The 21420-nt window shown below is 57.8% G+C and carries 16 protein-coding genes and 2 pseudogenes; 15 read left to right on the top strand and 3 right to left on the bottom strand.

Annotation, left to right across the window (positions count from 1 at the left end; translation table 11 throughout):
- Positions 1 to 246: 246 nt before the first annotated feature.
- Positions 247 to 2025 carry a site-specific integrase gene (locus GM655_RS21650; RefSeq protein ID WP_155436746.1) on the bottom strand — a complete coding sequence of 593 codons (1779 nt, stop codon included), beginning with the start codon at positions 2023 to 2025 and terminating at the stop codon, positions 247 to 249.
- A gap of 534 nt (positions 2026 to 2559) precedes the next feature.
- On the opposite strand from GM655_RS21650, the gene GM655_RS21645 reads away from it, so the two are divergent.
- Together GM655_RS21645 and GM655_RS21640 are read left to right on the top strand one after the other, a co-directional pair.
- Positions 2560 to 2700 carry a YhfG family protein gene (locus GM655_RS21645; RefSeq protein ID WP_196308823.1) on the top strand — a complete coding sequence of 47 codons (141 nt, stop codon included), beginning with the start codon at positions 2560 to 2562 and terminating at the stop codon, positions 2698 to 2700.
- The gene (locus GM655_RS21640; RefSeq protein ID WP_155436744.1) at positions 2690 to 3283 is read left to right on the top strand and encodes a putative adenosine monophosphate-protein transferase Fic; all 594 of its coding nucleotides are present in this window, start codon (positions 2690 to 2692) and stop codon (positions 3281 to 3283) included. Before GM655_RS21645 ends, GM655_RS21640 begins: the two co-directional genes overlap by 11 nt.
- Before the next feature lie 163 nt (positions 3284 to 3446).
- Here GM655_RS21640 and GM655_RS21635 read toward each other — a convergent pair whose 3' ends face one another.
- Positions 3447 to 3671: a recombinase family protein gene (locus GM655_RS21635; protein ID WP_155436743.1), complete on the bottom strand. Its 225-nt coding sequence runs from the start codon at positions 3669 to 3671 to the stop codon at positions 3447 to 3449.
- Positions 3672 to 4017: 346 nt separating this feature from the next.
- Here GM655_RS21635 and GM655_RS21630 point away from each other — a divergent pair, with 346 nt between their 5' ends.
- The 3 genes from GM655_RS21630 (at position 4018) to GM655_RS21620 (ending at position 6790) form a co-directional block, all read left to right on the top strand.
- Entirely contained in the window at positions 4018 to 4578 is a 561-nt protein-coding gene (locus GM655_RS21630) for an ATP-binding protein (protein WP_155436742.1), read from the top strand.
- A gap of 635 nt (positions 4579 to 5213) precedes the next feature.
- Entirely contained in the window at positions 5214 to 6500 is a 1287-nt protein-coding gene (locus tag GM655_RS21625) for a type II toxin-antitoxin system HipA family toxin (RefSeq protein ID WP_155436741.1), read from the top strand.
- A complete protein-coding gene (locus GM655_RS21620) occupies positions 6500 to 6790 on the top strand; it encodes a helix-turn-helix domain-containing protein (RefSeq protein WP_155436740.1) in 291 nt (96 codons plus the stop codon). The genes GM655_RS21625 and GM655_RS21620 overlap by 1 nt, the downstream gene beginning before the upstream one ends.
- A gap of 285 nt (positions 6791 to 7075) precedes the next feature.
- Here the strand turns inward: GM655_RS21620 and GM655_RS21615 are convergent.
- Positions 7076 to 7153, bottom strand: a pseudogene (locus GM655_RS21615) (integrase); the annotation flags it as partial.
- A gap of 957 nt (positions 7154 to 8110) precedes the next feature.
- Between GM655_RS21615 and GM655_RS21610 the strand changes: the two are divergent.
- The 10 genes and pseudogenes from GM655_RS21610 (at position 8111) to GM655_RS21565 (ending at position 21412) form a co-directional block, all read left to right on the top strand.
- Positions 8111 to 9100, top strand: coding sequence for an AAA family ATPase (locus tag GM655_RS21610; protein WP_155436739.1), 990 nt, complete (start codon positions 8111 to 8113; stop codon positions 9098 to 9100).
- Between the two features lie 4 nt (positions 9101 to 9104).
- Positions 9105 to 9722 (top strand): TniQ family protein, encoded by a 618-nt coding sequence (locus tag GM655_RS21605; RefSeq protein WP_155436738.1) that lies wholly within the window; start codon positions 9105 to 9107, stop codon positions 9720 to 9722.
- 217 nt (positions 9723 to 9939) lie between these two features.
- Positions 9940 to 11025 (top strand): annotated as a pseudogene (locus GM655_RS21600) (iron-containing alcohol dehydrogenase); the annotation flags it as partial.
- Between the two features lie 39 nt (positions 11026 to 11064).
- The gene (locus GM655_RS21595; protein WP_155436737.1) at positions 11065 to 11742 is read left to right on the top strand and encodes a type 1 glutamine amidotransferase domain-containing protein; all 678 of its coding nucleotides are present in this window, start codon (positions 11065 to 11067) and stop codon (positions 11740 to 11742) included.
- 235 nt (positions 11743 to 11977) lie between these two features.
- On the top strand, positions 11978 to 15205 hold the full coding sequence (locus GM655_RS21590; protein ID WP_155436736.1) for an alpha-1,6-glucosidase domain-containing protein: 3228 nt from the start codon (positions 11978 to 11980) through the stop codon (positions 15203 to 15205).
- Between the two features lie 224 nt (positions 15206 to 15429).
- A complete protein-coding gene (locus GM655_RS21585) occupies positions 15430 to 16215 on the top strand; it encodes an SDR family NAD(P)-dependent oxidoreductase (protein WP_155436735.1) in 786 nt (261 codons plus the stop codon).
- A 28-nt stretch (positions 16216 to 16243) separates the two neighbouring features.
- A complete protein-coding gene (locus tag GM655_RS21580; RefSeq protein WP_155436734.1) occupies positions 16244 to 16882 on the top strand; it encodes an NAD(P)H-binding protein in 639 nt (212 codons plus the stop codon).
- Positions 16883 to 16908: 26 nt separating this feature from the next.
- Entirely contained in the window at positions 16909 to 17577 is a 669-nt protein-coding gene (locus GM655_RS21575) for a TetR/AcrR family transcriptional regulator (RefSeq protein WP_155436733.1), read from the top strand.
- A gap of 986 nt (positions 17578 to 18563) precedes the next feature.
- On the top strand, positions 18564 to 20759 hold the full coding sequence (locus tag GM655_RS21570) for an ATP-dependent DNA helicase (protein WP_155436732.1): 2196 nt from the start codon (positions 18564 to 18566) through the stop codon (positions 20757 to 20759).
- 32 nt (positions 20760 to 20791) lie between these two features.
- Positions 20792 to 21412, top strand: a complete 621-nt coding sequence (locus GM655_RS21565) for a hypothetical protein (protein ID WP_155436731.1) — start codon at positions 20792 to 20794, stop codon at positions 21410 to 21412.
- The last annotated feature ends 8 nt before the right edge of the window (positions 21413 to 21420 follow it).

Genomic DNA, 21420 nt, shown 5'->3' with positions numbered 1-21420 from the left:
ACCTACTTTAGGAGAAACCGATGAAGACCATGACCCATTCTTGCCCGCTTGTTCAGCGTATCGTTGTGCTCAGGCTTTCGACATTTTCGTTCGGACAAATAGGAACCGATCAACCAATTATCTCGGTCGAGTGCGCCTGTTCCGATGAAGATCGATGTGTCTCTAGCCTCGATGCACAATGTCGGCGACGACAAATCAGTGCACAATCCTAGATCTTAGCGAGTGGACGGGCAACGGCTAGATGGCTTATGCCCGTCCTTTTTTCTCACCCCGCTTTGCGAAGTACTTAGCACCTTCCTCCAAGATGCGCTTGGTCTTCGCCTGCACGTAGATGGCCGTGGTGGATGGACTCTGGTGCCCCATGATGGCTTGAGCAACATCGAGCGGCATACCATCTTCGACGGCCAGCGTTCCCCACGTGTGCCGCAGCGCGTGAGGTGATGCTGACTCCAGTTCATTGAACTGTTCGCTGGTGAATCCTTCAATCGCGTCCGGATCGAATTTGAGGCGCTTGAGCGTGGCTTGGAAGAGGCGATAAAGCGAGTCACCGGTATAGCCCACGACATTGGGCGTGGCATGACGCTCGATCGCTCCCTGATGCTGCGGAATGATCAGCGGCGCCAGAAGTGGTACGGGCTGGTCGACCGTATCGAAATCGAGCCCGCGATCAATCCAGTGGGCGCGCAGCGCATCCAGCGTGCGGGGGCTAACCGGCACGATCCTCTCGGCGTTGCGCTTGCCGATCACGGTCAGCTGGCCAGCGTCGTATGCCCATTTATTCGGTTTTAGTGCGTTGCGCATCGCGCCGGCGGCTTCTTCACGGCGCAGGCCTGAGTCGCCCAAGAGCAGCATCATGGCCAGCGCAATGCGGTCCTGGCTGTTCTCGGGCAGTTCGCACCGTTCCGTCAGCCGGTCGATGACTTCATCCCACAGGTCGCGCGACAGGGCTTTGTCGATCTGCATCTCGTGCACTTTCTTGACCACGACCGGATCTTTGACGGCCAACCACGGGTTGCCAGCCAGGTAGCGCACCGCGACGAGGTAGGCGAATGCCGAGCGGATCACGACGATGGCATGCAGTTGCGAAGCAGGGGAGAGCGGTTCCTTGCTGAAGGGGCGCCAGCGGGTCGAAGAGCGTGGCGCGCGGTCACCGACAAAACGGGCGCTTGGGCGCTTCAGAAACGCCTTGTAGGCCTCGCAATCGGTCACCAGCACCGAGGAGAGCGGCTTATTTGCCTCCAGCACGCACCAGTACAGGAACCGCTCCAGTTCCTTGGTGTAGGAGCGCAGCGTGTGGGGCTTGTCGCTGAACCGGTCTAGATAGGCTCGTATTGCCTCCAGATCGTTCTGTGCGCTGATGAAATTGAACCGATGGTCACGGTTGATACCGGCCGAACCATCGAGCCAATCGGGCGCTTTGGCGTGCTTAATCGGCACCATGTACTCGTTCTGGCCAACGCCGAGCAGTTCGAGCTGGGTAGGGGAGGGGACATAGTTCCCCGTATAGATGCTGCCGAGGCTCGCTTCGTGTTTGCGCATCCAGTTGGCGATCGCTTCGGCGCGGTGTATGCCCACACGCGGCACCCCGCGCCACCAACTCGGGCCGCGGCGCAGCATAAAGGCGCGCAAGTCGCCCAACGTGACCAGCTGCTCGGCCTTCAGGCCGGCCGTTGTGCGTGGCCGCATCCACATGGCGATGGTTTGCTCGGGCTTAGGCGTCGCCGGCGGCGCTTCGGCGATCTGAATCAGGAGATCCAGCGTGCGCGCGGTGATATGGCCATTTCGTCGCGCCGTTTTGAGGTTGTCGGCCAGCAGCGGGTTGTTCACGCTGGCGCGTTCGATCAGATCGTCGCGCATGGCGATCAGGTAGCGTTCCAGACCGGTTTCGAGCTGGGGCGCATCATGGCTGTAGTAGCGGTCCGCGATCACATCGAGGGGGATTTTGAGGCAGAAGGCGCGCAAGGCGGTGTAATCGCCGCGGGTGTAAGCCAGTGCTGGCAGAATAATATCGCTATGTTGCGCCATCGAGCTATCCTGTATGAGTGATCCCCAAACAATAAAGTTTGACACTGCGATTGCAAGCGCGAGTGCAGCAGCTGGTCGCGATAATAAAGTTTGACACTGATCCGGGCTGGAGGCTGCATGTGACCGTGAAGCCCCTCGTAATTTGCACTGCAATGGTGCAAATAATTGTCAGACTTTTTTATTTATTGTCAGACTTTATTCCTGCAAGAAATTTATCCCGTGTCTAAACCCCTCCATAATAGCGTTTCACGGCCAAAAACACCATAAATGCTTTCCCGATAATTCGGATTATCAGGTAAGGAGATCCCCAAAAAAACGCCCATTGCGCTGAATCGCCACATGAATCGCAAAAGTGACACTTTTGCTTTCCCACTACGGCTTCCTGGCCGCGCTAGACGCCGAGGGCAAGAATGAGGACAATGACCTGTGATGCTCGTCTCACAACTGACAAGGCATGCTTGCGTCAGCCCCCCGGTGAGGTGTGTTACAATACTTGAAAGCCCTTTTGAGGATGTTGTGATGCTAACAAAAGAAATGAAACTTCAGGCTTTCATGAAGCTGCGCACCGAGAACTACCGCGCCAGCCTGCGCCTGGAGGGCTTGACTCCGCGCCCGACTTCCACCCACAAGCCCGCGTCCACCACGGCCACGCTCAAGACCAAACATGCTCGATAAGTACGGCACTGGCGGGGACACGCAGTACTGCTATCCCGGCTCCGACGTATTGATCAACAAGCTCGGCCTCACCAACGAGGCTGAGCTGGAAGCGGCTGAAGTCGAGCTTACCCAAGCGCGCATCGAGCAGTTCCAACCCAACTTCGACAACATCTCCCTGTCGGGCTTGCGCGACATCCACCACTTCCTGTTTCAGGACGTTTATGCATGGGCGGGCGAGCTGCGGACGGTCGACATCAGCAAGGGCTCGACCCGTTTCGCCAACGTGAGCCGGGTCGAACCTGAGGCGGACAAGCTCTTTCGGCAGCTGGCGCAAGAACGCTATCTGGTTGAACTGCCGCGGGAACGCTTCGTGGCCCGGTTTGCGCATTACTTCTGCGAGCTGAATGTCGTCCATCCTTTCAGGGATGGTAACGGACGCGCACAGCGCTTGCTGTTTGAAGTGATCAGCATAAACGCAGGCTACCTGCTGCATTGGGAGCCGATCGGCCGCATGGAGTGGCTGGACGCCAATGTCTCCGCTTACAACTGTCAGCTGGAGCCGTTGATGGCTCTCTTGGATCGGGTACTGACGCCGATGTGACTGCCGTGAAGCGGTAACAGGACAAGCCAACAGGACGCCAGGCTGACGTCACTGGACATGCCGTAGAAGAAAGCAATTGTCTCACCTGTTACAACGCTTGCTTCCCTCTTGACCGTTATTGGAAAGTGACACATTTGCGGGCACGTCCAAGACTGCAATTGTGTCAACGTGCTGGCCGCCCGCTTTTGGTTAACCCACTTTTGCCAGCATCTTCGTAAATTGCGACAAGTGACAAATCGTGGTCGGCGGCATATTTCTCGATAACATCCAGCTGATTTTTTGTTGAGTATTCTTGACGCTCAGTGGACATACGGACGTATGCTACCGCCCTGTTGGTTTTTTGTGCCGCTATCTCAGATGACGACGTCTCACCTAGTCTCTTTGTCATCCCATCCCCCCAAGGCAGTGCTGATTCCTTGATTCGTCGCAACGTACCTAATGTAGGATAGGATGAGAATTATCAAATGACAAAACAGGCGTATAAAGTCTTTCGCATGGGGGTAGCCATGGACCGGATTGGCACCGCCTTATCTCATGAGGAAAAGAGTAAATCAATGCGATGGGCCGTGGCTTGGGGCATCGCAAGTGGAGCCGCAGTACCCCCACGTTTTAAATTAAGGGTGCGTGACGTTCTAATCAAGACCAGCTGAATTTTACTCAGGTTTGCAGAATGGAGTTGCCTAGTCCTGATGTGAGATTTCGTGGCTTCTTAGGGATGAGTAAGTAGTGGTCCAATGTACCTGGATACTGATTTGGGTGAAAATGCTGGCTATGTAAGGGGGGGAGCAAGCAGCGACGTTTTCCTCGGGGTTCAAACGGCATGCGGCATGCTTGGTGCTTCGGGCAATTATCTTTTAGGTGAAATGGTATCGACTGATTTCGAATTTCGCATGCGCAGTGAACTAGCAGCTGTCCCTATTCTTGCAAATGCGGTAGAGGCATGGTGCGAACGACAGTTACTAGCGTTGAAGGAAAATTTGCAACTAAATTTAGTCATAGAAGAGTTAGTGACGAACGTCATTGTTCATGGTTGGCATGGCAATAGTGAAGGTCACATACGACTTAGACTAAGCTGCAGTACCTTGGGCATTGAACTCGAACTTTCCGATGATGGCCCGCCCTTCAATCCGTTGCGTTACCCTGCTCCGAACGTCAATACGTCATTGGCTGAACTGCCGGTAGGGGGCTTGGGCATTCACCTGGTACGTAGCCTGACGACGCACGGAAGTTATCGCCGCCAGAATGAGAAAAACGTATTGTGTCTTTGCAAACCTTTCAGCGTTCTGTCGGATTGACAGGCCGTGCAAATTCATCAAGGCCTCGCTGCACTCGTAGTTCTGTATCGTGACTGGCTTGCTGGATATCCCTCCGCAACCGCTCTATAACCGCTAGATTTCAAGCCAGTTTTACTACAATCAAAATATTGCGTACCCTCTACCTATCCGAGCTAGCAACAGGGCGCTCTCCAAATTGTGACAATTTGAGGAATTTTCTAGCGCCTGAATTGCTATCCTCGATAGGTGTATCTGGCCGTGTTCGGCCACAATCGCCAAAAGCGGCCTATCGGTTTTATTTCAAAAAATCAGGAAGTATTTTTTATGCCTGAGCACAACCATAATTTTTCAAGCTGGCCCTTTCCGAATGCGGTGAACACAGCCACTTAGTTTGTGATACTTCAGGCGCAAGAACAGGACGATCCGCATCGATTGGGTCAGTTTGCCGAGCGCCTTAGACTAGGTGACCTTGTCGACGAGAAGTTGAGCAGCGACCATGTCGCGCTTTACGGTGAGCAAAAAGTCGATGGTTTTACTGCGCTGTCCAGTCCGGCGGCCGTGCGCCGTTATTGGTCCCGCCGATTCAATATATATACACATCAGAATATCACAATTAAACAGTAGACTTGCCTTTAATGTGATACTAAACTGTGCATATGGATGAACACTGCACATTACAGGTCTATCTCGATGGCCAATGGCACGATGCGGCCGCCGTGACCTTGCAAGGCGATGTCACGCGCGGCACGGCCACACCGACATGGCTCAGCTACACGGTCGACTATGCGCTGGCCCATTTTGGCCGGAGTGATGCGGCCGCGCTCTCGATCAACCACCCGATCGGCATTGCCCTGCTCAAGCACGACAACTGGCCGCCCTTTCTGGTCGACTTGCTGCCACAGGGCTATGGCCGCCAGGAGTTGCTCAAGCAGCTACAGCGCGATGTCCACGCCGGCCCGGCGGCAGACTGGGCTCTGCTGGGTGCCGGTGCCGGTAATCCCATCGGCAACCTGCGCATCAAGGAAGCCCACGCGTGGAGTGGGGAACAATCCGCCAGCCCGCCGCGCGGTTTTACCCGCGACGAGGTGGCGCAGCGGGCCGGTGACTTCAATGAATATCTGGCGCAGCATGGTCTGTTTCTGGCCGGCTCGTCGGGGGTGCAGGGCGAATGGCCGAAGATTTTACTGACCCAGGCCCGGGACGGCCTGTATTACCTTGACCATACGCTACCCGACCAGCTGGCCCAGCGTCACTACATCGTCAAGTTTGGCCGCGGCAGCGACCCTGCACTGGCCACGATCCTGCGCTGTGAAGCGCCGTATATGGCACTGGCGCGCCAGCTCGGCCTGCGCGTGCATGGGGATTTGCAATTGCATGGGCGCTCCCTGTGGATCCCCCGCTTCGACCGGCAGATCAGCAGCGGGCAAGTGCTGCGCCATGCGCAAGAAAGCCTGGCCTCCGTGTGCGGACTGCACCAGTTTGGTGACGTTCCTAGCCATAATGTATTTTTGCAGCGCTTGCGCGCCAGCGTGAGCGACTGCGCCAGCGAAACGGTGGAATATCTAAAGCGCGATGTAGCCAATATCGTGCTGGGCAATACGGATAATCATGCGCGCAACACGGCCATCCAGCGCGACGCGCAAGGCCGGGTGCGTCTGACGCCCCTGTTTGATTTCGCCCCCATGTTCCTGCATCCTGACGGGATTGCCCGCCGCATGCGCTGGGCGAAAGATGACCACGGGGCGCCCGTCTGGGCCAGTGTCATCGCCCAGGCGGCCCAGGCCAGCGGGGTCGATGCCGCGCTGCTGCGCACGGCCCTGCAAGCGATGGTGGCGCCCTTGCGGATGCTGATGGCACAGGCCCAAGCACTTGGCATTGCCGATGTGCTTGTCCTCAAAGCCCGCACCATCGCCGCGAACCTTGAGCAATTACAGGCACTCTGATGGATAAACGTTATTCCGTGCTGAGCCCCGCCGAGCAGGTCGCCCTGCGGCGCGACCTGATGCTGCGTCTGGAGGCGGCGCCGGCCATGCCGATTCCGGCCGTGATACGCGAGATCCGTAAGACCTTGCGCCTGACCATCCCCGAATATGCCCGCCTTTGTCAGGTCTCGCCCCGTACCTTGCAGGATATCGAACGGGGCGTCGCCAGCCCTACCTTGAGCACGGTCGATAAACTGCTGCAGCCCATGGGCTTACGGGCCGGTGCCGTCGCGGCCGCAAGCTGGCCATAGGACGGGCACGGCTGGGCTGGTCCGCCCAGATCATCTGAGGGGAATTGCCGACCAACAGACGCTCTGGCGCCAGCGCCCCGCCATATGCTTCCCAGCCCAGCCCCCACTGCACCGGTGCAGTGGCACTGAAATACGCTACCTGGGTGGCCATCCCAACGCGCTGTAGCGGAGCATGGCTGCGTCCGGCACCTCGATGTCGCTAGTCTGCAGGCTCGGCTGGGGGGCAGTGCGCATCCGGCTACCACATTCGATAAACACTTCGCTGCGCGCCGTCGCAATCCCACGTTACGCATCCGTTTGTTTGGCCATTTCCAGCGTATCATCGACTTCGATGCCGAGGTAGCGCACAGTGCTCTCGAGCTCTGGACTTGTGAGTGAAAAAATATCATTAGTGCTGCCACGCAGCCGTTCCTAGCGCATTAACATTACAATCAAGTTCGCCCAGTGCTTACCGGCCAAGAATCTTCTGAATGGCTGTAAGGTAGTCAGCCGGTTACACCCGGCAAAGTGATTAAAGAATACGATGGGATTCACATTACTTACAGGCTTGGGCCAGTAAAATGAAGGTCTGCAACGGGGTGGAAGCCGCCTGTCAACGCACACCTCCGTAGCGACGGCGTAGCATGCGCACCTAATCCCGAGGGAGCAAGCGAATAATCCACGCAAGCTTGCTCAAGTATCCAATCCTCGAACTTAATGTGCCACATGCGTAGCAGATCCAGTGGACGACGGATATAGTTCTGCCCCCCCCTGTGGAGCGTGTCCTTGAATCTGTGCCGCGATTCCCTCTGGCGTCTCAGTCCACTCACAAAGGCTTGCAAAGCTATCACGCAATCCTAGCTGGCTGAATTCTCACATGATCAAACATTTGCAACATGAGACGGTCTGCAGACTGAAGAGAGAGATGTGGGTAGGAATGTGGGTAGATAATTTAGGCATAAAAAAAAGCCCTTGAAAATCAAGGGCTTTTTCATGTTTTTGGCGGAAGAGGAAAGCAATTGTGTCACCGATTTCAACGCTTGCTTCCCTCTTGACTGTGGCTGGAAAGTGACACATTTATCGGCACGTCCAAGAAAGCAATTGTGTCAACGTGCAGTATCAGAAAGTAAATCTGTCAACTTGCAGCTTTGAAGATTCAGCAGCGGCGATAAGCTGTTGAAATCATTAGAAAAACCGCACGATTCCAATCTGCTGTTCCGCGCGCTAACAGATTCGGCACTCCCGGTACAGACACTTCAGAAAATCGAACCACAAAAACTCACGATCCCTTTCGGCTTTACGACAGTCATCTAAACGATTCTTACGTCAAGGAGAACTTTGATGTCTTTGAAACTGCCCCGGCCCATCGCTCCTGATCTACATCCCATCGCTACCGGCAACTATCGCATCGCTACACCTGCCATACAGGAACTGCACGAGCTCGTCATACGCTGCCTACGTTACCGGACCACGGGGGCGCTCATCCACGGTGCCTCGCGCATCGGCAAGACCCGCGCGATCGAATATGTGCGGCTGCCGCTGGCCGAGACCCATCCCAAGATCACCACCTACCACGCCCAAGCCGAACACAAGCCGCGCCATGCCGAAGGCCCTTTCTTCTCGAATCTGCTGGAAGCCGTGGGCTACCCCGATCCGGACCACGGATCGAATCCGACCAAGCGCATTCGGCTCATCAACAAGATCAGGGAGGCCTGCGCCAAGAATGGCGGCGGGACGGTCATCCTGTTTTGTGACGAGGCGCAGCGTTACGACGACAACGAGTACGAATGGCTGCGCGACGTGCATGACCATCTGGACCGGTTGCAGATCAAGCTGTTCACGATCCTCGTCGGCCAGCAGGATCTGCTGGCCATCAAGATCGCCATGCAGTGCGCCGGCAAGACCCAGATTGTGGCGCGCCTGATGGTCGACGAACTCGCATTCCATGGCATTCGCAATGCCGCCGATGTCGCCACCTGCCTGATTGGTTATGGCCAGACCAATTTCCCGCGCCGCACCGACTGGTCTTTTACGCGCTTCTATCTGCAGCAGGCGGTGGACGCCGGATATCGCCTGGTCGACGATGCCCAAGTGCTTTGGGAGGCCTTCGCCGCGATACACAACAAGGCGGGGCTGGCCGGCGCACTGGAGATTCCGATGGAATCGTTTACACGTGCCGTCGAGATCGTACTCAAGGAAAGCGAGCTGCAGGACGCTGCGCATTACCGGCCGTCGCCCCAGTTGTGGATCCAGGCGGTGCGCAGTTCCGGCTATGTCCAGGCCCGGGTGGCGACTACCCGCGGCCTGTCGGAACTGTCCAGCGCCGCGTGATGTGATGGAGACCAAGAGCTTGCCCATCATGTTGTTCGACGAGCGCACGCTGACGCCGTCGTTCGGCTACGTGTTCGACCCGAAATGGCTCGATCCGTTTGAATCGATCGTGTCCATCTTGTGGAAGCTGGCCAGGATGAACCGGCTATCCGGTCAGGCGATCACCACGCAGTTGGCCAAGTCTGACATTGACCCATATGAGGGCGTGGCGGCATGCCGCTCGGAGGTCGACCTGTGCCGCTTACATCTCACCCTGGGGCTACCGCTCAAACTGGTGTGGGACTCTGTGCTCCCCGATGCGTTGCAGGCCACCGCCGGCAACCATTTCCGGTATTGCCGGAAATGCCTGTGCCGTGGCTATCACAGTGTGGTGCATCAGGTCGGCACCAACAAATGCTGCCCGGTGCATGGCGACCCGCTGGAAATCGCCTGTCGCACTTGCGGCGCCAAGGCGCCCTACCGACTCAACGTAGCCCTGCTCGACGCGCCCTACCGATGCGGAAACTGTGGCCACCTATATGGCGCATCGCCGCCCGTTTCGTCGAGGAACATGCGTCCATTCAACAAGAAGGCGCGCATCGCCATCACGCGGCTGCGATGGAGCTATTTTGCGTATTTCTGATCGTATCGATATGACGCTGACGATGCGAATCGGTGCCGATTTTCGGCGCCAAGGAAGTGACACATTTCCTTTCCTTGCATTCCAGTTGACACAATTGCTTTCCAAATTCGGTAAGCCGTTGAAAATATTAAAGAATTTCAACTTTCCCGACTCTGAAAAGATGGATTGACACATTTACCGTCGCAAAAGTGACACTTTCGCTTTCCACTACGCGACGCTAGTGCCTGAAACCGCCCGGGTACTGATCCTGTACGGTGGGGCCAGTGCTGAAAAAACCGGCACGCTGGCCGAAGTGCGCGCCGCACTGGGCAGTCGCAGCGTGCACGAATTTGGCGGCATCGAACCCAACCCGAGTTACGAAACCCTGATGCGCGCCGTCCAGCTGGTGCGTGCCGAACGGCTCGACTTCCTGCTGGCCGTCGGCGGCGGCTCGGTCATCGACGGTAGCAAATTTGTCGCCGCAGCGGCGCTCTACGATGGCGAACCATGGGAAATCGCCGAACAGGGTGGCGCCAATATCCGCCGTGCCCTGCCGATCGGCACGGTACTGACCTTGCCCGCCACCGGTTCGGAAATGAATAACGGCGCGGTGGTCACCCGCAAAGCGACGCAGGCCAAGCTGCCGTTCCGCAACCCGCTGCTGTTCCCGCAATTTTCCATACTGGATCCGTCCAAAACCTTCACCCTGCCGACCAAACAGGTGGCAAATGGTCTGGTTGATGCCTACGTGCACACCATCGAACAGTATCTGACCTATCCGGTACAGGCGCTGGTGCAAGACCGTTTCGCCGAAGGCTTGCTGCAGACCCTGATCGAGATCGCGCCACAGGCCGTGGCCGCACCAGACGATTACACCACCCGCGCCAACCTGATGTGGACCGCCACGCTGGCACTGAACGGTCTGATCGGCGCCGGTGTGCCACAGGACTGGGCCACCCACATGATCGGTCACGAACTGACGGCGCTGTACGACATCGACCACGCCCGCACCCTCGCCATCGTGCTGCCGGCTTTGCTCGAGGTACAGCGCGACAGCAAACACGCCAAGCTGCTGCAATACGGTGCGCGGGTGTGGAACATCAGTACGGGTAGCGAAGCAGAACGCATCACGGCAGCCATTGCCAGCACCCGCGCCTTCTTCGAGGGACTGGGCATTCCCACCCGCCTGTCGGCCTACGAACTGGGACAGGATGCCGTCGAAGCGGTATTGCGCCAGCTGGAATCGCACCGCATGACAGCACTGGGCGAACACCGCGATATCGACCTGGCACGCAGCCGCCGCATTCTCGAAGCGGCACTGTAAGGGTAATGATTGACTGAAGCTATTTCACAAGGAAAAAACATGAACATTCTGATGGTACTCACCTCGCACGACCAACTGGGCAACACCGGTAAGAAAACCGGCTTCTGGCTGGAAGAATTTGCCGCGCCGTATTACACCCTGACGGCAGCCGGTGCACGCATTACGCTGGCCTCGCCGCTGGGCGGCCAGCCACCGCTGGACCCGAAAAGCGACGAGCCGGATTCGCAAACAGAGGCCACCCGTCGCTTCAAAGCCGACCCGCAAGCACAGGCGCTGCTGGCCAATACCGCCAAGCTGGCTGAGATGCAGGTGACCGAGTTCGACGCCGTGTTCTATCCGGGCGGCCATGGCCCGCTGTGGGATCTGGCGGAAGACCGCCATTCCATCCAGCTGATCGAAGACATGCTGGCGGCCGGCAAACCGGTCGGCGCCGTCTGCCACGCACCGGGCGTGCTGCGCCATGTGAAGGCTGCCGACGGTACGCCGCTGGTGCGCGGCAAACAGGTGACCGGCTTCACCAACAGCGAAGAAGCCGCCGTCGGTCTGACCGACATCGTGCCCTTCCTGGTCGAAGACATGCTCACGCAGCATGGCGCCAACTACTCGAAAAGCGCCGACTGGCAATCGTATGTCGTCACCGATGGCCTGCTGGTCACGGGGCAGAATCCGGCTTCCTCCGAAGCAGCGGCGGCTGCGCTGCTGAAACTGCTAGCCTGAACGCCCCCGTGTGCGATAGCGTCTCAAATGTACCAAAACTACAAAATTGAGTTGACTTCAATTTCAGACTAAAGCAGTATGAAAAAGGAGATCAATGTGATTTTCACAATTAAATTCAACTCTACGGTAGTTTTAATACAGAAATCGAGTCACTAAAGCACACGGTCGGATCACGCTGCCCCGGCGCAGACAGTCCTCGTCCCGATGTGTAGACCAACAGCACAGGAGACGTGGCATGACCTGCAATTCCGATCGATTGAGGGGCGCGCTGGTGCGCGCTGCATGGTGCGCTCTGGCGCTCACCCTGAGTGCCTGCGGTGGCGGCAGCGGCGCAGCTGGCGGGACCAGCACCCCGCCACCGCCACCGCCAGCGCCGCCGCCGGTCGTGGTGACCGATCCGGCTCCGGCAGCAGCGACCCTGCGCGTCCACTATTTCCGCCCCGATGCCAGCTACGCCAACTGGGGCGTGTACGCCTGGCAGGGACCGAAGACGCCGTCCAGCGGCTGGCCCGGCAACCGCTTCCTGTTCGACCTTGCCGATGCCAATGGCTGGGGCAAGCACGTCGACATTCCGATGGACACCTCGCAGAGCGCGATGAAATTCCTGATCTCGCTCCCCAACAGCGCTGGCACCGATGCCGCCAAGGACTGCCCGAACGACCTGTCGACGCCACTGGGCGCATCGCTGGCGAGCAGCGGGCAGGAAGTCTGGGTGGTATCCGGCGACTGCACGGTGTACACCAGCGAGCCAGCCCGCTTCAGCCTCGGCGCTGCGCGGGCCATCTGGCTGTCTGCCGATACCCTGCTGTGGCCGGGCGCAGCAAGCACCAATAGCTACCAGTTGCTGAGCGCTGCCAAGGCTGGCATGGCGGCAACTGCGGGCGCCGTCAATGGTGCCGATCACAGCTACGCTTTGAATGTCGATAGCGCCGGTTATGCCGGCCTGCCGGCAGCCGTGCGCGCAAAGTATCCGCAGTACAGCGGTGCCACGGTACTGCGGCTAGCCACGCCGCTCACTGCGGCGCAACTGACGAGCGCCCTGCGTAGCCAGCTAGTCGTCACGCAGAGCAATGCCGGAAAAGTTGTCGATGGCACCCAGCTGCAACTGGCGCCGGTGCTCGATGCCGTGTACGCCGGCTCTGCACCAAGCGCAAAGCTGGGCCTGTCGTTTGCTGGCGGTGTGCCGAGCTTCAGTCTGTGGGCGCCGACCGCACAATCAGTCACGCTGAACCTGTTCGATAGCGCCACCAGCAGCACGCCGTCGGCCACACTGGCGATGACGCCGGATGCGACCACCGGCGCCTGGGTCTACACGGCACCTAACGCCAGCTGGACCAATCAGAAGTATTACAGCTACACGGTGCAGGTCTACAGCCGCGCGGCCGGCAATCAGGTGGTCAGCAACACGGTGGTCGATCCGTATGCGGTAGCGGTGAATGCGCTGGACCCGGGCGCACCGGCCGGGCTGCATGCCATGGTCCTGAATCTGGCCGACGCGCCTGCCAAACCGGCAGGCTGGGACACCCATGTAGCACGCAATCTGCCCGCACTGCTCGATGGTACCGACAGCGCCATCTACGAGCTGCATGTGCGCGAGTTTTCAGCGAGCGATAGCAGCGTCGGCGCGGCAGCTGCGGGCCGGTACGATGCCTTCGGCCCCGCGTATGCCGGCGTCAGCCAAGGCATGCGCCATCTGGCGGCGCTGGCGCAGGCGGGTATGACCCACGTACATCTGCTGCCGGCGGTGGAATTTGCCAGCATCGATGAAGTGCGTTGCAGTGCGCCGCAGATTCCTGCCGCGACGGGCGCTGAGCAGAGTGCCGCCAGCGCCGTGGTCGCGACGCAGAACAGCGACTGCTACAACTGGGGCTACGACCCGCTGCTGTATGGTGTGCCGGAAGGGGCATACGCCAGCAATGCTGCCGACGGCAGCGTGCGCGTGCGCGAGTTCCGCAATATGGTGATGGGCCTGCACAGCATCGGCCTGCGCGTGGTGATGGACGTAGTCTATAACCACACACCCGCCAGCGGTCAGGCCGGACTGTCCATTCTCGACCGCATCGTGCCCGGCTATTACTATCGCCTCGATGCCAGCGGCAACGCCACCGGCCAGTCCGGTGCCGGTCCCGATCTGGCCGCCGAACAGGCCATGACGGCCAAGCTGCTGGTCGATACGCTGACGCGCTGGGCAGACCAGTACAAGGTCGATGGCTTCCGCTTCGACATCATGAGCCTGATGCCCAAGCAGGTATTGCTGGACATCCAGAGCGCACTGAACGCGGTGGCACTGGCCGACGGTCGCCGCAGCGCTGGCGGACCCGGGGTCTACCTGTACGGTGAAGGCTGGACGCAGAACGGTCTGAGCTTCGTCAACGCCCAGCAGTCCAATATGGCTGGCACCGGCATCGGTACCTTCAACGACCGCATGCGCGACGCCGTGCGCGGTGGCAGTCCCTTCGATAGCGGCGCGGCGATGTCGCAGCATCAGGGCTTTATCAACGGCCTATGCTATGACAACAACGATGGCAGCGGCTGCGATACCAGCCACGCCACCCTGCAATGGTGCGGCAGTGGCACGCTGACGCAGCAGCAGTGTCTCTACCTGCTGCAGAGCCGCATCAGCGTCGGTCTGGCGGGCAATCTGGCCAGCTTCCCGCTGAAGTCCGGCGTCAGCGGTGCGCAGCTCGACTACTTCGGCGGCCCCACCGGCTATACCGCGACACCGCAGGAAAATCTGGCCTATATCTCGGTGCACGATAACGAAACCGTGTTCGATTTCGGCCAGTACAAGCATCCGGCCACCACCCCGGCGGCAGCGCGGGCGCGCGCCCAGACGGTCGGGCTATCGCTGGTGGCGCTAGCACAGGGCGTGCCGTTCTTCCAGGCCGGTGACGATCTGCTGCGCTCGAAATCGATGGATAGCAATAGCTACAACTCGGGGGACTATTTCAACCGTATCGACTGGAGCGGTAGCAGCAATAACTGGGCGGTCGGCGCGCCACCGCAAAACACCGGCAACAATGCCGCCAATCTGGCGACCATGACGCCGCTGCTGAACAATCCGCTGCTGCGGGTGGGCGCGTCCGACATCAGTCAGGCCACGCTGGCGTTCCAGGATCTGCTGCGGCTGCGTCAGGACACCAGCATGTTCCGCCTGAAGACGGCGGCCGCGATTGCCAGTTGTGTCAGCTTCCCGGATCAGGGCGCGCAGCAGCCGGGCCTGATCGTGATGCGCATTTCCGGTGCCGCCGGTTGTGGCGACCGCAAATACCAGAGCATCGTGGTGCTGTTCAATGCCAACAAGGTGGCGCAGACCTTCAGCGCCGCCAGCTATGCGGGACGCAGCGTCAAGCTGCATGCGCTGCAGGCCGGTGGTAACGATGCGGTGGTCAAGCAGGCCAGCTTTGCCGCTGGCGTGTTCAGCGTGCCGGCCCGCACCACGGCAGTGTTTGTCGAACCCTGAGACGGCGTTACCGAGCGCGCCTAAGCCCTTGACCGGCACAGGCGCTCTCTGGCGGAATGACGGAGTGAAGTAGGATTGGCCTGCCTACCGCCCCTGCGGTGAGACGGCTAGGCTTGCCTGTGCTTGACAACTGACCGCTGGTCATTTAAAGTCGCCACACAAATGACCGATGGTCATTTAATTCTCACGACAATTCGACCAACAGTCATTACGCAGGAATACACATGCAAGATCTCAACAACAAGTGGGCACTGGTGACCGGCGCCTCCAGCGGTTTCGGTATTGATTTCGCCACTCTACTCGCCGAGCGCGGTGCCAATCTGGTTCTGGCGGCGCGCCGCACCGAGCCTATGGAAGCATTGGCTAGCCAACTTCGCCAGCAGCATCAGGTCGAGGTGGTCGTGATCGGCATTGATCTGGCACTGCCGGCGGCGGGCCTGCAATTGAAGGCCCAGCTCGACGCGCGCCAGATCGCTATCGATGTATTGATCAATAACGCCGGCTATGGCTTGTATGGGGAATTTGTCGACCAGCCCGTCGCCGCCACCTTGAACATGCTGCAACTGAATATCATGAGTCTGACGGAGCTGACCCACGTCTTTGCGCAGGATATGGTGCGGCGTGGCGCTGGCCATATTCTGCTGGTTGCCAGCATAGTCGGCTATCAGGCCACGCCGACCTACGCGGCCTACTCGGCCAGCAAAGCCTATGTGCTGCTGTTCGGCGAAGCCTTGAATGCTGAACTGGCGCCGCATGGCGTCAAAGTGAGCGTACTATCGCCGGGCATTACCGCGACCAGTTTCCTCGCCGTGTCCGGACAACGCGCTACGCCCTATCAGCAGCTGGTGATGATGCAATCGCGTCCGGTCGCTGCAATTGGCTTGAAGGCTATGTTCGCAGGCAAACCTAGTGTGGTGCCGGGGATCGCCAACCAGCTCACGATCTTCGGGAACCGCCTCATGCCGCGCAAAGCACAAAGCCAGATCGCCTATCGCCTGATGAAGAACTGACTGACAGCACCGAGCACAAGGACACATCATGAAACGCATACTGATACTGGGTGCCAGCGGCCTGGTTGGCCAACAATTGCTGCAACAGGCACTGGCGCAGCCTGAGGTTCAACTAGTCATTGCGCCAACCCGCCGCGCGCTTCCCGCGCACGCCAGACTATTGAATCCAATCGTCGACTACGAACAGCTCCCCGAAGACGCCGAATGGTGGCAGGCGGACGCGGTACTGTGTGCGCTGGGAACAACCATGCGTCAGGCCGGATCTGCCAGCGCGTTTCGCCGCGTCGACCATAGTTACGTGCTGGCCGCCGCCCGGCTAGCGCAGGCCGCCGGCACACCCGTGTTTGTTCTGAACTCCTCGCTCGGAGCGGATCAGCGCAGCAGCAATCTGTACCTGCGCGTCAAAGGCGAGACCGAACAGGCCTTGCATGCGCTGGGGTTCCGCTCGCTAACGCTGGTGCGCCCCTCACTACTGGATGGCGGGCCACGTCCGGACAGCCGTCCCGCCGAAACCATGGCCCTATGCATGGCGCGACTACTGGGGCCGCTGGTACCGCGCCGCTGGCGTCCCGTTCCAACCAGCCGCGTTGCGCAGGCCATGTTAGGCGCCGCCATGTCGGGCAGCGCTGGCACGCATATCATCGAGTCATCCGGGCTACACGACTGACACGGCAAGACGGTATACTTTGCCCCATGCTCAAATCCCCTCCCCGTCCCAAAGCCAGAGCGATCGGCTCCGATGACAAGGCCGCTCGCCGCGCGGATATCCTCGCAGCCGCGCGCCAGCTATTTCTCGAAGATAGCCGGCAACTACCGTCTGCGGCGCGCATTGCCGAAGCAGCGTCACTGGCCAAGGGCACGGTGTATCTGTATTTCCGCACCAAAGAAGAGATCTTTATCGCCTTGCTGGCCGAGGATTTTGCCGGATTGCTGGCAGAAGTACATAGCGGCTTCAGCGATGCAGGACAGCCCGATCTGCTGGAACGGTTTATCCAGCGCTATGTCGCCTATCTGCAAGCGCGGCCAGAACTGCTGCGCCTCGACGCCATGGCGTACAGCGTACTGGAGCAGAATCTCGACATCAGCCAACTGCGGCAGTTCAAACTGAATCTGACCGAAGGTCTGGTCAACGCAGGCCAGTTACTGGATACCACCCTGCAGCTAGCGGCTGGTCGTGGCACAACCCTGCTGATACGTACCTACGCGTTGACGCGCGGCCTGTGGCAGTCCCTCGACTACCCGCCGAATGTACGCGCCTTGCTTGCCGATCCCGTGTTCGCGCCGATCCGTCCCGAATTCCAGAGCGAACTCGTGCAATCGCTGCGGGAATACTGGCATGGTGCGGTCACACTGCAACGCTGACGCTATCCTCGTCCGACGACAGCGCAAGACGCGATGGCACGGCTGCGTTCAGGCATTCGCTCTACGCCAAAACGACGATGCGCTGATAGGCGGCTGCCGAATAAAAACAATTCTGCGGGAAGGCACACCGCCTGTGCCAAATCAAATGTAAATACCACAGTAGAGGGGCGCAATCAGGCTTGACACGCTAAGGTCGGCGCGATCAATCGGCTGACACAGCGGCTACATTGGGGAATGCGGAGTATCCAAACCAACGAAGGCTCGGAGCGAAATCACGTAAGTGCTTGATTTTATGGTGCGGCTGGCGGGGATCGAACCCACGACCCTTGGCTTCGGAGGCCAGCCGTCTATTAGGAAAAAGTGGCTTAGTTCGCCGTAACTCCTTGAAATTTCATAATATTCCAAAATCGAAACTGAGGCAATATGAGGAAGGATTGGGAAGAAAATCGACGATTTTCTTTCCCAAACTTTTCCCAAGAATTTCGCGAACTAAACCACCTTAGACCTTCAGGAACTGTATTCAGCTTCGATTTTTCGCGCCGAATAATCCAAGAAAGAAAAGTGTACTACTAGACCACTTTACGCCATTACTTCAGCTCTCCTCAGTTGCCAGAAGCCGGTTACACCTAACCCTAGAGGATTGGAGGCACGCCATAGCTAGAGCAAGGGAGGTGGACCAGTGGCGAAACGCATGCAGGCATCGTGGCTTTCATAAGAATTAACGTCTCCCCCATCAACCCCAATGAATCAATTAGGCAGCGAAATGGAGTTGATACTGAAGAGTGAATAGGAAAATGTCGTCTTGCTCGCCAGCAAAAACTCTCCAGTTGTTAATAAGCTACGATATTTGCGTTGTAGGCAGGTGCCGACTTAGTATTGCGTTATCAACATCATAAATAGACGCATGCCAACATGCATAAGATGTTTCTGTTGGGTTATATTGTCAGTATGCAATCACATCGCCGCGCCATCGGCCAGACAATATAATGAAATCGAGCAACTTCCAGCCACTAAAAGCCCGCTGGCCCCAGTTATACGAACATGCAGCGTTCGCCGAACATTACGCACACACTGACCCACACACCGCCGCTGTCAAGCTTCGCTGCTTCGCGGAAGCCCTCGTGGGCTTTCTTTATAGGGAGCTGAGGCTTCCAAGCGAGCCATCTGACAGCTTTTTCGAGAAGCTTAAATCCCCCTTCTTCCAAGACGTCGTCGGCGAAGCTGTTTTGCAGAAGCTTCATGCACTTCGCATGCTTGGCAATAAGGCCGCCCACGGCTGCACTATGGACACCGGGACGTCCCTACAACTAATTGAGGAAACTTACCTTCTCGGGCAGTGGCTATACAAGACCTACAGCGGGGACTCCTTAGAGTCCTACCCCGCCTATGAGCCTCCAGCCAAACCTGCCGTACTCTCAGCTTACTCCACAGAAACGGCTGATATGGTCGCCAAGCAACTGGCTTCTGCAAAGGAAGAGCTGAGCCGCGTGGAGGCTTTCGAGAAGGCCTCCCAGGCACAAATCGCGGAACTCGGTCAAACACTAGACGAGTCTGAAGTCGTGAACTTCAAAAATGCTTCCGCGAAAGCCTCGGAAACAATCGACTTCAAGCCTGCGAACACCCGCAAACTCATTAACATTCATGACGCGTTCGCAGAGTATTCCTTGACCGACGGCCAAGAGGAACTAGTCAATAGTCTCGAACGGTTCCTTAAAGGCAAGACGGAAAGCGTTTTTCTACTCAAAGGCTATGCAGGCACAGGAAAAACCTTCATCACCAAGGGTCCAACCGAGTATTTTCGAGCCATCGGCCGCAACTACGTCCTCGCTGCGCCTACAGGCAAGGCTTCAAAGGTTATTTCTAAGAAAACCAAGTCAAGTGCATACACCATTCACAAGACCATTTACTCGTTCAAGGATATCGCCGAGTATCGGGACGACGACATCGACGGAACCGAAACCTTCAAGTTCTACGCTGAGCTAGCAGTGAACAACCTCTCGGCCGACACTGTTTATATTGTGGACGAAGCCTCCATGATTCCTGACGTCTACCAGGAGGCGGAGTTTTTCCGCTTCGGAACGGGATACTTGCTCGCCGACTTCCTAAAGTTCGTGAACCTGGACCACAACGACCACGAAAAGAAAGTTATTTTCATTGGTGACAACGCCCAGCTTCCTCCCGTTGGCATGAACTTCTCGCCAGCGTTAGATGCCAGCTACCTATACCAGCAGCACAATGTCCGCTCAACCGAGTTCGAACTCTCCGAGGTCGTTCGCCAGAAATCTGAGAGCGGTGTAATCGCGAACGCAATTCCGCTTCGCAAAGCATTGCAGGACAACTCGTTCAACCAGCTGACAATTGACTTCGCCCAACCAGACGTCCAAATGGTCACACATGCCAACCTGGTAGAGCGCTACCTCGAATCATGCGGCGGAAAGGTCAACGGGGAGTCGATAATAATCGCCCATTCGAACTCCGATGTTGGGGACTACAACCAACGAATCCGTGAGCACTTTTTCCCCAATTGTCCGAAAGTGGTGGCGGGCGACAAGGTGATGTCCACCTCCAACAGCGACGCATACGCCATATTCATATCCAACGGTGACTTCGGCCTAATACGGCAGGTACTCTCCGGTTCGGATAAGCGCACCGTTACCTTGAAAAGGAAATCCGCCAACACAGGAAAGCTTGAAGAGATTCCCGTTTCCCTACACTTCAAAGATGTCGTCGTTGGCTTCAAGAGCCTCGATGGCACCTCCCATTTTTTCAACGCCAAAATAATCGAGGACCTGCTTTACTCAAAAGAGGCTGCGCTGTCCTCTGACCAAAACAAAGCCCTCTACCTTGATTTTTGCATCCGGAATCCGAAATTGAAACGCAATAGTACGGAGTTCAAGCATGCCTTGAAAGCTGACCCATATTTCAACGCGCTAAGACTCAAGTTCGGCTACGCAATTACCTGTCACAAAGCTCAGGGCAGCGAGTGGAACAACGTGTTCGTCAAATGTAAGAGCCATCAGAGCCAGCTTACAGCCGTAGAGGAAAGCAATTGTGTCACCGGTTTCAACGCTTGCTTCCCTCTTGACCGCGGCCGGAAAGTGACACATTTACCGGCACGTCCAAGAAAGCAATTGTGTCAACTCGTAGCATCGGAAAGAAAATCCGTCAACTCGCAGCTTTGAAGATGCGGCAGCAGCGATAAGCTGCTGAAATCATGAGCAAAACCGCACGATTCCAATCGGCTGTTCCGCGCGCAAGGCCTGCCGGCTCTCGCATCATCGAGGCGTACAGCCTGAAGCTGGGCCGGCGCCTGCAGTGCTTTGGCGAAGCCGTTTTTGAACAGTGGATACGTCTCGAAGTTGATCCAACAATCCAGACATTTTGCGAACGCCCGCTCGACTTGAATTTCGCGGATGAGGTACTACAAGTCGACTTCTGGGTACGTCAGGGCGACCGCGAAACGTTGCTCGTCATGGACGATGCCTGCGAGGCGCGCAGCACGATAATCGATGGCGTCGAAATGGCGGTCCGCATCGTACCGCCCGCCGAACTTTTGGCGAGCAAAATGTGGACCGACAACTGGCAGCGCATGCTGGTGGCAATCACCTGCTCTCGAAAAGATATCCCCCCCTCGCTCCAACAATCGATCCTGAAATTTGTAGCCGAGCCGATGCAGCTTTCCCGCATCGAGCAGGAATTTTCCACCGGTGATCCAACGCCTGTGCGAGCAGCCATCTTTTGCTTACTCCATGCTGGAAAACTCCAGGCTCCGCAGCTGCACGCGGAAGAACTTTCGTTCTTGACTTCAATTCACCCGGTGAGGCCGCTATCATGAATCGTCAA

Source organism: Pseudoduganella danionis (genome assembly GCF_009720775.1).
Taxonomy (GTDB): Bacteria; Pseudomonadota; Gammaproteobacteria; order Burkholderiales; family Burkholderiaceae_D; genus Rugamonas; species Rugamonas danionis.
The sequence above is the reverse complement of the archived record's forward strand: the minus strand, read 5'-3'. Positions and strand labels throughout refer to the sequence as shown.